This is a genomic window from Synechococcus sp. R60.1 (genome assembly GCF_047461835.1).
GTDB lineage: Bacteria > Cyanobacteriota > Cyanobacteriia > Thermostichales > Thermostichaceae > Thermostichus.
The window spans coordinates 1-11015 of the sequence record NZ_JANSIA010000095.1; the positions used below are offsets into that span (position 1 = coordinate 1).

The window sequence follows — 11015 nt, forward strand, 5'->3', positions numbered from 1 at the left end:
AATGACTTTTGCCAAACCGCCTAAAGCTCAGTAAATTCAGCAAAGTTCAGGGTTTTGGGGGTTAGAGGCATGCTCTTCTAAGGTGGGATTGGTGATGGCCAAAGCAGCCACTCCTCCCGCCAAAACCAGCCCGGAAAGCAAGGAAAAGACCTTCAGCATCGCAGCCTCCGAAACCGAATTCTTTATTCTGCTATAGGCTTGAGCCACCTCAACAGGGATCTTCCGGCAGAAGCCAAAGGGTTCTGTCCCGCTGACGCAATCGACCAAAGCCGACCCGTCGATCCCGTAGCCCTTTCGCCAGCCGCCTGCGCGGGATCAACAGCCAAACGCTCTACCCCGAAAGGACTCCTAGGAACCCGGTTCACCGGCGCTGCACGGCAACAGTGTTCCGGCAAGCCCGCAGAAGGGCTATATCCCTTGATTGAGTTGCTGGCCCACAGGATAGGATGGGATCCGATGTGCAGATGGTTTGATGTTCTCTATGGAACTTGCCGATCTAAGACGCACCCTAGAATCGCTCACCTTGCGCCTGAGCAACGCTCAGGACTATCTTTGACCTGCCCCACTTGGAGCAACAGATTGCCATCCTAGAGCAAGAAGCCTCGCAGCCGCAGTTTTGGAATGATGTAGAGGCAGCCCGCCGCCACCTGCAAAAGCTCAACAGCCTCAAGGCCTCCTGGGATCAGGTGCACCGCTGGAAGGATCGCCTGGAAGATGCTGTCAGCGCCCTCGAGCTGCTCCAAGAAGAGCCCGATCCAGAACTCCTAGCCGAGACAGCAGGATCCCTGGCAGCGGTGGAGCGGGAGTTGGGCCAGTGGGAGCTACAGCAACTGCTCTCCGGCCCCTACGACAAAAACGGTGCCATCCTCACCATCACCGCCGGTGCAGGGGGAACCGACGCCCAGGACTGGGCGGAAATGCTCCTGAAAATGTACACCCGCTGGGCCGAAAACCAGGGCTACAAGGTCAGCCTCTCGGAATACTCCGAAGGCGCCGAAGCCGGCATCAAGTCCGCCACCCTGCTGATCGAAGGCCCCTACGCCTATGGGTATCTTTCTGCCGAGAAGGGCAACCACCGCATGGAGCGCATCAGCCCCTTCAACGCCAACGGCAAACGGCAAACCAGCTTTGCTGGCGTAGAGGTGATGCCGATTCTGGAAGAGGAAAGCGAGTATGAGCTGAAGATGGAAGATCTGGAGTTCGAGACCTCCCGCTCAGGTGGGGCAGGTGGCCAAAACGTGAACAAAGTGGAAACAGCGGTGCGGGTGATCCACAAGCCCACCGGCATTGCCGTGCGCTGCACCGAGGAGCGCTCCCAACTGCAAAACAAAGAGCGGGCCATCCAGATCTTGAAGGCCAAGCTGATTGCAATGGAAGAGGAAAAACGCAGACAAAAGCTGGCCGAGATCCGCGGCGAGATGGTGACTCAGGGCTTTGGGGGGCGTATTCGCACCTACACCTTCGATCCCTACAAGCTGATCAAAGATCACCGCACCAACGCCGAAACCTACAATGTCGAGGCCTTTATGAACGGCGAGCCGGAGGAACTGATGCATTTTATCCAGGCCTATCTGCGGCAGGAATACGCCAAACAACAGGCCGCCGCAGTCTAGGGCCGGCTGTAGCGCTCCCACACCGCCTGCATGAGGGCAGCCCGCTCCTGGGCTGAGAGCTGGGTCAAGGTCAGGGGATCCCCTTCCTGGAAAAACTCCCCTACCCCCCATCCCACGGCCCGGGGAGAGGCGGTTTTCGCTTGCAGGGATCCCGCCCAAGCCAACCCGTGCCAGGCGCCGATGGGAGTCTCCAGCGCCGAAGAAAAGACCAGATCCAGGCCGGGATGGCGGCTGAGATACTCTCGCAGCGCGATGCAGGAGCCCACCAGAGACGGCTTCACCACCAGGATCCCTTTCCATCCTGACCGATGGATCGCTTGCAACTGCTCCAGGCAGGCCACCGATTCATCCAAAGCAACGGGGGTTTGGTACTGGCGGCTGAGCTCCACCAAATGGGCGTGCTGATCCGGCGGCAGAGGCTGCTCCAAAAACTCAATCTTGACCGGCGAGGCCTGGTTGAGCCGATCACAAACCATCAGCCACCGGTGGGCCTCCGCAAGCGTTAACCCCCCATTGGCATCCAAACGCAGATGGGATCCTGGTGGCAACCGCTCCAGCCATTGCTCCAGCTTCTCCAACTCCTGCTGCATGGGATCCCTCCCCACCTTGAGCTTGTACACCGACCGCGTGAGTGGGACGGAGTCCTTGTAGGAGTCCTTGTAAGATTCCGGCGGCAGGGTCTCCCCCAAAAGTTCACAGAAAGAGAGTAGAGAGAGATCCTTGTTCAACCAATCGGGATCCCGACAGGCCAGCCAAGCGCCTTCCAACCCAAACCGGCAGGCCGGCAGTGCTTCTGGGATCCCCAAAATATACGCCTCCGACAAAAGAGGGGGCAGCTGCCGACAAAACGCCAGAGCCTGCTCTAAGGTCTCGCTGCCAAACCAAGGGATGGGAGCAATTTCCCCATATCCTTGACAGCCTGTCTCCCGATCCGTAAGCCGGATCAGGATCCCTTCGCGCACGGACCACAGTCCGTGGTGGGTACGCAGGGGCCGCCGAAAGGGACGCCAGTAGGGGCAAAACGCAAAGGAAAACCGCTTTTCCAGCCGCCCAAGCGGCACGGATCCCTCTTTTTGGGTATCCCCTGCAGATGATCTGCTGTGCCTACCAGCCACAAAAAGCTCAAGCAAGATAAAGAAAGGAAAAACGCCAGTTTTCTCAGAGGGCTGCTATTCAGAAACGATCCCCATCGTTTTCTTGGACATCTCGAGATTGACCCACAATCGTGACCTCAATCCAGAGTTATGGTTACTTCAGGCCAGGGTGAGACACATGGGCTCCTAAAAAAAGCTTTCCGGCACTGCGCATTCAACATTTTCAACATTTTTTATTTAGGTGTTTTATTGAGGTGTGGGCGCAATGTCCCCGTTTGAATCGAAATGGCCATGTTTGCCAGATCTTAGTTTTCCTCATGGTTTGCTCAGCTTAAAACACCAGCTCAACCTCTGCCAAGGCAGCTTCCGGCCCCACCAGAGCAATGGCCGGGGGGGTCAGGTAGGTCTTTGCGGCTTGGTGGAGCTGCTCTGGGGTGAGCTGCCTGACCCCCTGCAAATACTGCCGGTCAAACTCCATGCCCAAGCCCAAAATCTCGTACCAGCCCGCCAGTTGAGCCACCTGGGCATTGGTTTGTTTGCTGAGGGCATACTGGCCCAGAAGTTTGCGCTGCGCCATTTCCACCTCTGCCAGGTCGAGCGGATTGGCCTGCAGACGGTGGATTTCTGCTTGTAGGCGTTCCAGGGCCACCTGAGTATTCTCTGCCGCAGTGCCCATGTAAACCCCAAAAGGGGCGGGATCCCGGCGGGTGGCAAAAAAAGCCGAGACCTCATAGGCCAGGCCACAGCGCTCCCGCAGTTCCACAAACAGACGGCTGGATAGACCGCTGCCCAAGTAGGTGGCCAACAGTTTCAGGGCCGGATAATCCGCAGAAGCAGCAGGGGATCCGCGAAACCCAATCAAGATTGTTGTCTGCTGAGTGGGCTGGGGCAACCTCAGCAGTTGGGGATCCCTCAGAGGGGGCAGGGGAACATCCCGATCCTCTGGAGAGGGGCCGGGAACAACCCAGTCTCCCAAAGCCGCTTCCACCTGGGCAGCCATCTGCTCCGGCGGCTCTGGGCCGATCACCACCATCACCATTCCATTGGGACGACAGTAGGCCGCGTGATAGGCTACCAAATCCTCGCGGGTCAGGGATCCCACCGTTTCCAGCCGTCCCAACCCCGGCAGAGCGTAGGGATGATCCCCATAGAGGGCTTGTTGCACCTGCTCGAAAGCCAAGCTGAAGGGCCGTTCCTGTTGGGCGCGGATGGCCTGCAGCATCAACGCCTGCTCTCGCGCCACCTCCTCTTCAGGAAAACTGGGATCCCGCAGCGTCTCCGCAAGCAAATCCAGCAACTCCGGGAAATCGGCAGCCACACAGCGCAGGCTCACCTCGAAATAGTCGGCAGAACTGTCCACCGATAGCGAGGCTCCCAGCGATTCCACCGCAGCAGCAATGGCCTGGGAGTTGCGCCGATGCGTGCCTTTGGTGAGGACAGCCGCCATCAAGTGGCTCACCCCCGCCTGTTGCGGCCGCTCTGCCCGGCTACCACCGCGGAAAAAACAGTGGGCAGCCAAGATCTCCACCGTTGGGTTCTGGCCCAGCAACAGCGTGATGCCATTGGCCAAAAGGACGCGCTGTAAACGGCCACGTTGGGTGGCAAGCAGAGCAGAGTTCATGCAGGCAAGGGATCCCGTCCAAAATCCGAAAATCAAGAGTCCGGAGCGCCAAGGCGGCGCTTAACGGCAAGCCAGTTGCAGCTCCGAAGCCGCCGCTGTATCCAGGGCAGTCGGCTTGAGAACGGTGACCACATAGGCCTCCAAAGACAAGTACTGCTGGGCCAATTCCCGGATCTGAGCCGGGGTAAAAGATTGCAACAGCTCCAGGTACTCTTGAATGCGCTGCACCCCGCCCAGCGTCTCGTAGTAGCCATAGATGCCCGCCAATTGACTGGGAGACTCGGCGGAGAACAGGAACTCATGGGTGAGCATACGCCGGGTGCGATCCAACTCCGCTTGGCCGATGCCATCCTGCTGCAGCTTTTCAATCTCGTGCAGGATCGTCGCCTCCACCCGCGCCACATCCTCCGGCTCCAGCTGAGCGCCGATACAAAACAGTCCCCCCTCCTTCAACACCAGCGAAGAACAGCCAATGGCCCTCACCCAGCCCCGCTGTTCCCGCAGCAGATGCACCAGCCGCGAAGTACGGCCATCTCCCAGCAGAGAAGCCAACATCTCCAGGCCACAGGCTTGTTGCCAATCGTCAATGCCAACGGTAGGCCAGGCCAATTTCAGACGGGCTTGCTCCAAGCGGGCATGGTCGCTCTCCCGGCGCAGGATCCCTTGGGGACGAGGCTGGGGCGGGATGGGGGGGCTGGCCGGTGCTGGCCCGGCGGCAGGGCTGCCAAACTGCTCCTCCACCAAGGCCAACGCCCGCTCAGGATCGATGCCACCCGTCACCACCACCGTCATGGATTCAGGCCGATACCAAGCGCGGTGGTAGGCGCGCATCAGTTCAGGGGTCAGTTGCATCAGGCTCTCCGGTGTGCCCAACACCGGTCGTCCATAGGGATGCTCCCCATAGGCGGTCTGCATCAAAAGCTGATAGGCCGTGTAATCAGGGTTGTCGGCGGCGCGGCGAATTTCCTCCAGAACCACCTGCCGCTCCCGCTCAAACTCCAGATCTGGGATCCCGGCCCGCAAAACCACCTCTGCCAAGTAGGGCAAGGTATCCGCTAGGTCAGCAGCAGCCACCGTAATGTAGTAATGGGTGTAGTCTTGGCCGGTGGCAGCATTGGTAACTCCGCCCCGTCCTTCCACGGCCCAATCCAGCTCACCAGGGGCCAGCCGCTCGCTGCCCTTAAACACCATGTGTTCCAAAAAATGGGATAGGCCCAGCCACTCCGGCGGCTCATGGCGTCCACCTGTCCGTACCCAGACGTCAACGGTTACAGAATCGACAATGGGGATGGGATGAACGATAACGCCTAGCCCGTTGCTCAGTCGGTGGGTGTAGGCGGGCAAAAGACGAGGAGAGCGGTTCAAAATTCTTAACTGATGGAGAACAGTCTTAATTGTAGACGGAGAGGGTCTCCCGGAAATAGTATCTGAGACTACTTTTCTTGGTCTTCTCTCCCCGGCTTGCGGAGGCAAAACGCTCCGCCCCTTTTGGGGAACCTTTTGTGGAAGAGGAAGAACCTAGGCGCCTTGGGCCGCCCCCTGTCCACCCATCTCCCCAACTAAGGCTCTTGATGGAAATCCGGGGATCCCTGCCAAGCCAGACTGGGGGATCCCTCTCCGGCCAGATTGTCCTCCACCTGAAATCCAGGGGGCCATTCTTCGCTATCGCGCACCCGCTGCACCACCTCTTGGGGCAGCACGACCCCCAACTGCCGGGCAGCCATGGCCACCACATCCCCGCGATCGATCAAGCCGGCAATGGCGCCGGTGGGCGTGAAAACCAAAATGCGGCGGGGTTCTGCCTGGCGCATCATCTGAATTACCTGGGGAATGGGGGTCTCTTCTCGTACCCCCTGCAGTTGCTCCATCGGCTTGAGAATAGCCTTGAGGGTGAGGCGATCCCACTGGCTGCGCTCGATGTCGTTGAGCAATTCTGGCCTGACCAGCCCACGGTAGCGGCCATCTTCCTCAGCAAAATAAACGTCCGCCGGTTGAGTTGGGGCTTCCGGCCTGAGAGAAGAAGGCACCAGATAGCGATCCACAAACTCCCGCAGGCTCATGTTCGCGTCCAAAACCCGAAACTGGCGGGTCATCACATCGGCAGCTTTCAGGCGGGCCAGCACCTGCTGCAGTTGCGCGTACTGGCTGTAGCGGCGGGCGGTGTTCAAAATAAACAGGCCGATCAACCCCACCCAGAGGCCGTTGAGGCTCCCCCAAAATACCACCAGCAGACCTAGCCCCACCAAACCCCAGCCCACCCCCTGGCCGGCTCGGGCCGCCCACAGCATACCCTTTTGCCGATCCCCTGTCCAACCCCAGATGGCCGCCTTGAGCATTTGCCCCCCATCCAGAGGCAGGCCCGGCAGCAGGTTAAACAGGGCAATCGTCAGGTTGATGGCAGCCAAGCTGGTGAGGGTTGAGGCCAGCATCGACTCCGGCACAGCCCAAGCCCGGGCCACGCTGAAGAAAACAAACAGACCCAAGCTGAGGAGAGGGCCTGCCACCGCCACGCAAAAAGCCCCAAGGGGGCGGGGAACTTCCCGCTCAATCGCCGCCATACCCCCAAAAATAAATAGGGTTATCGAGTTAACCCGTACCCCATAGGCGCGGGCCACCAAGCTGTGGGCCAACTCATGGGCCAGCAGAGAAAGAAACAACCCCATCGCCGTCAACACCCCGTAGGAGAGCACCAGCAGGAGGGCCGCCGGGAACCAGGTGTAGTCGATGAAAAAGGGGATCCCCCACAAGCTACCGATGCGCAGGCGACTGGTCATGACGATACAACTCCTTACACAGCTCTCACTGGGGAGAAGGCCCAGGAAGGTGCCGTTGAAGACGACAAGCAGCCCCTTAACTTGGGATCCCTCTCCTCCACTGTAGCCCTTCTGCCGGGCCTTCCGTTCCCTTGCGGCTCCCCCGGCAGACAGCGGGCCTGCCCTATCCCTAGAGGCTCTTAAAGATCTTCTCAGAGCACAACACTACCTACAACACCGGATCCCTGAAGATTGTGATAACGTGGTTGGGCATTGGGTCGGCGGGGTTGCCAACCGGCGCTCAAGAGTCGGAACTACCGAGCTTTGCAGGAGGGGTGTGGCTATGGTGTGGATTTCGTCCCACTCAGGCGAACAGAGCGAAGAAGTGCAGGGACTTGATCCCGCCCAGACGATGGGAGCCGCGCCTCCAGGCGAGTTTCCGGCCACAGCCCCGGCGGCCAGCCCGGTGTTCTACCGCACCTACAGCCGTCGCCGCCCGGATGGCAGCCGCGAGACTTGGAGCGAGGTTTGCGATCGCACCTTGGCCGGTATTGCCCGGTTGGGGCGCTTCACCCCTCAGGAGCGGCAGTTGGTAGAACGTCTGCAGCGGCAGTTGAAGGCGTTGATCTCCGGTCGAGCCTTGTGGGTGATGGGCACCGACTGGATCCAGAAGCCGGAAAACTTCTCCGGTGCCTACAACTGCACCAGTTTGGCGGTGGTGGACTGGCGGGCCTTTGGCCTGATGATGGATTTGGCCATGATGGGCTGCGGCACGGGAGCGGTGCTGGAACCGCAGTTCATCCGCCAGTTGCCCCCCATTGTCAACCGCCTGCGGGTTCACGTGAAGGGATCCATCGGCACCACCCCTCCCGAAGAGCGGCAGGAGCACACCCGCATCCAACGGCAGGGATCCCAGGTGCACATCCAGGTGGGGGACAGCCGCCGCGGCTGGGTGGAGTCCTACCAAGCGCTGCTGGAGCTGGCGTCGGATCCCAGCTTTGGGGGCCAGGTGGAAGTGACAGTGGACTTGAGCGATGTCCGCCCGGCTGGGGAGCGGCTGAAAGGGTTTGGGGGCGTAGCCAACCCCATTAAGCTGCCCGGCTTGTACGAGCGCTGTGCCGCCATCCTCAACAGGGCGGTAGGTCGGCAACTGAACTCGGTGGAGTGCTGTTTGCTCATCGACGAGGCGGCGGTGGTGGTGGTGGCGGGAAACATTCGTCGTAGCGCTGGCATTCGTCAGTTTGCTGCCGACGACCAGCTGGGATCCACCGCCAAAGACAACCTCTGGCAGCAGGACGAAAACGGCAACTGGAGAATTGATCCCGAGCGAGATGCCCTGCGCATGGCCAACCACACGCGGGTGTTTCACCGCAAGCCGACGCGGGAAGAATGTGTTGAGGCCGTGCGCAAGCAGTTTTACTCCGGTGAGGGCGCCATCCAGTGGGCCGGGGAAGCCGTAGCACGGGCCAATTGCGACCTTATCCCACCCGACCTAAAACCCGACTTTCTCAAAGCCTATGAGGCAGGAACGGCCCGAGAATGGCTAAAGGGACGGGATCCCTCCCTAGGGGAAGAGGAACTTCAGGATCGCCTGTGGCGCTATGGGCTGAATCCCTGCGTGACAGCCGATACCTGGGTGCACACGGGCGATGGGCCGCGCCAGGTGAGAGACCTGATTGGGAAGCAGCACAGCACCTATATCAATGGAGAACTATTCAGTACCACACCGGAGGGGTTCTTCTACTCCGGTACCAAGCCTGTGCTGAAGCTTTTGACCAAGGAAGGGTTCTCTCTGCGGCTGACAGGCAACCATCGGGTTCTCAAAGTCACCGCTCAAACCCAAAAGGCACAATACACCGAGTGGGTACCGGCAGAAAGCCTACAACCGGGCGACCGCATCCTGCTGCACAACCATCGCGATCTCACCCCGTGGGATGGGGCGGGTACCTGGGAAGAAGGCTGGCTTTTGGGGAATTTGCTGGGTGACGGTAGCCTTACGGCAACCCCGTGGAACGACACGGCTTTATTACGCTATTGGCAAGATACCCAAGCCGAAATGAGCCAGTATGCGATTCAGCTTTTGCAAACGGCAGTGGGTTACGAGCCCCGCCAGCCAGAGGCATATCACTATGCGCAGCTTGGGTTGCGGGTTATCGGCTCCAGGGGGTTGGCAAAACTGGCGGCCCAGTTCGGCATGAGGCCCGGACAAAAGCAGATGACAGAGGCGCTCGAAGCCACCAGCTTCCAGTTTCATCGAGGCTTCTTGTGCGGGCTCTTTGATGCGGATGGCAGCGTGCAAGGTAATCAGGAGAAAGGGGTTAGCGTGCGGCTCTCTCAAAGCCATCTGGGTACCCTCAAAGCGGTTCAGCGCATGCTGGCGCGGCTGGGCATCATTGCAGTTTTGTATGAGAATCGCCGTCCTGCTGGATATCGCCTGCTGCCGAACAGTGCTCGCCAACCTGCACCATACGCTTGCAAAGCCCAGCACGAATTGGTTATTGCCAACGACAACTTGCATCTGTTCCAGGAATGGGTCGGCTTTCGGGAACCGCACAAAGCCCAAAAGCTAGAGGCACTGCTGAATGGCTACAAGCGCCAGCTCAACCGAGAGCGGTTTGCTGTGACGGTTGCTGCCCTTGAGGCAGACGGGGTAGAGCCGGTGTATGACTGTACTGTCCCCGGCCCAGCGTGCTTTGATGCCAATGGGTTTGTTGTCCACAACTGTGGCGAGATTATTGGCCACACATTCCATTGCAACTTGGCCGAGATCCACCTCAACCGTTTGGATCCCCACAACCGGCAAGAGCAAGAGGAAGCCTTCACGGCGGGAGCCCTCACGGTGGCAGCCCTACTCCACCACCGCTTTGTGGAACCCCGCTTTCAGCGTTCGCGGGAATGGGATCCCATCGTCGGCGTCTCGTTCACAGGCCTGTTCGACTTTTGCGTCAAAGCCTTTGGGGTTGAATGGCTGCGCTGGTGGCAGGAAGGGAGACCCGATACCCCCATCGGGAAGGAATTCAAGCAGCAGGAGCGGGAATACCTCAGCCGCTGGAAGGAGATCGTCCACCGCGTGGTCTGGGACTACTGCGACCGCCACAGCCTGCGCCGCCCCAACCGCTGCACCACGGTTCAGCCCGCCGGCACCAAGTCGCTGCTCACCAACGCCTCTCCCGGCTGGCACCCGCCCAAAGCCCAACGCTACATCCGCCGCATCACCTTTGCCAAAAATGACCCGGTGGCGCTGGCCTGTCTGGACTATGGCTACTCGGTGGTACCTGCTCAGGCGGACAAAGATGAAAACGGGAACTTGCTCAACGACCCCTTTGATCCCCGCTGTACCGAATGGCTGGTGGAACTGCCTGTGGAAGTAGAATGGGCCAACCTGCCCGGTGCTGACCAGATCGAGATCGAGCAATTCTCGGCCCTGGCCCAGTTTGACTTTTATATGCAGGTTCAGAGGTACTACACCACCCACAACACCTCCGCCACCATCGAGCTGCGGGAGGACGAGGTGGAAGCTCTGGGATCCCGTATCTACGAAGCCATCCGCGACGACGAGGGCTACATCAGCGCAGCGCTGCTGGCCCGCTTCGATGCGCCCTTCCCCCGCCTGCCTTTTGAGAAAATCGACAAGCCCACCTACGAACGACTGGTGGCCGAGGTCAAAAAGAGACGGCGGACAGATAACTTCTTCGCGGCCCTGGCCCGCTACGACCGCAACTTTACCTTGGCAGCAGAGGGACCGGCAGGGTGTGACGCTCTGGGGTGTCTGTTGCCAGATTTGGCGCCTCAGAGCTAGTTCCCCAAAAGGGTTCCCCCTGCTGCCGACCAACCCCATCGGATGCAAAGGCGCGACCGAGCTGATACATTTACGCTGAACACTGCTGAACATCACTGTTCAACTATGCAGCGATAGCATTCTGTTTGTTTCCAA

Annotated in this window: 7 protein-coding genes; 2 read left to right on the plus strand and 5 right to left on the minus strand. The window is 59.6% G+C overall.

The annotated features are described in order from the left end of the window. Positions 1 to 36: 36 nt before the first annotated feature. Positions 37 to 159: a hypothetical protein gene (locus NW834_RS11840; RefSeq protein WP_414349965.1), complete on the minus strand. Its 123-nt coding sequence runs from the start codon at positions 157 to 159 to the stop codon at positions 37 to 39. A 322-nt stretch (positions 160 to 481) separates the two neighbouring features. Here NW834_RS11840 and prfB point away from each other — a divergent pair. Then, positions 482 to 1613 (plus strand): peptide chain release factor 2 gene (prfB, locus tag NW834_RS11845; RefSeq protein WP_414418685.1). Its coding sequence is split into 2 segments (ribosomal slippage): positions 482 to 553 and positions 555 to 1613, totalling 1131 coding nucleotides; the frame shifts between segments, so codons are not numbered across the junction. Here the strand turns inward: prfB and NW834_RS11850 are convergent. The 4 genes from NW834_RS11850 to NW834_RS11865 form a co-directional block, all read right to left on the minus strand. After that, positions 1610 to 2728, minus strand: coding sequence for an o-succinylbenzoate synthase (locus tag NW834_RS11850; RefSeq protein ID WP_414329061.1), 1119 nt, complete (start codon positions 2726 to 2728; stop codon positions 1610 to 1612). The two genes, prfB and NW834_RS11850, sit on opposite strands and share 4 nt — an antisense overlap. Positions 2729 to 3038: 310 nt before the next feature. After that, entirely contained in the window at positions 3039 to 4328 is a 1290-nt protein-coding gene (locus NW834_RS11855) for a M16 family metallopeptidase (RefSeq protein ID WP_414418682.1), read from the minus strand. Between the two features lie 60 nt (positions 4329 to 4388). Next, positions 4389 to 5693 (minus strand): M16 family metallopeptidase, encoded by a 1305-nt coding sequence (locus tag NW834_RS11860; protein ID WP_414418683.1) that lies wholly within the window; start codon positions 5691 to 5693, stop codon positions 4389 to 4391. Positions 5694 to 5887: 194 nt separating this feature from the next. Beyond that, the gene (locus NW834_RS11865; protein WP_414418684.1) at positions 5888 to 7102 is read right to left on the minus strand and encodes a site-2 protease family protein; all 1215 of its coding nucleotides are present in this window, start codon (positions 7100 to 7102) and stop codon (positions 5888 to 5890) included. Between the two features lie 391 nt (positions 7103 to 7493). On the opposite strand from NW834_RS11865, the gene nrdJ reads away from it, so the two are divergent. After that, entirely contained in the window at positions 7494 to 10880 is a 3387-nt protein-coding gene (nrdJ, locus tag NW834_RS11870) for a ribonucleoside-triphosphate reductase, adenosylcobalamin-dependent (protein WP_414418686.1), read from the plus strand. Positions 10881 to 11015 lie beyond the last annotated feature (135 nt).